The organism is Vibrio sp. 10N.222.52.B7, from assembly GCF_041474275.1.
GTDB classification, from domain to species: Bacteria; Pseudomonadota; Gammaproteobacteria; order Enterobacterales; family Vibrionaceae; genus Vibrio; species Vibrio crassostreae_C.
Genome location: NZ_JBFRTU010000511.1, coordinates 1 through 475 on the forward strand (window position 1 = coordinate 1; position 475 = coordinate 475).

Sequence of the window (475 nt, forward strand, 5' to 3'; positions counted from 1 at the left end):
GAAATGGGGTGTGCCAGAAGATCGTTGTGTTATTGCTAAAGTTGGCGACGAGATCAAAATCAAAGACGTGAACATCAAGGTTCTTGACGCATTCGACCGTACAGCTCTAGTGACACTTCCTGAAGGAACATCTTCCCTAGACAAAGAAATTCTAGACGGAATGGACGACCGTGCAGTGAACTACCTAGTAGAAACAACAGGCGGTTCAGTTTACCACTCTGGTGATTCTCACTACTCAAACTACTATGCTAAACACGGTAATGACCACAAGATCGACGTTGCACTGCTTTCTTACGGTGAGAACCCACGTGGCGTAACAGACAAAATGACATCTTCAGACATTCTTCGTGCTGCTGAGTCTTTGAACTGTGAAGTAGTTGTTCCGTTCCACCACGACATTTGGGCTAACTTCCAAAATGACCCGCGTGAAATCGAAATGCTGTGGAACATGAAGAAAGAACGTCTTCAATACGGC

Annotated in this window: 1 pseudogene; it reads left to right on the top strand. The window is 45.3% G+C overall.

Features of this window, described 5'->3' with window-relative positions:
* Nucleotides 1–475 (top strand): annotated as a pseudogene (locus tag AB4512_RS23945) (L-ascorbate 6-phosphate lactonase); the annotation flags it as partial.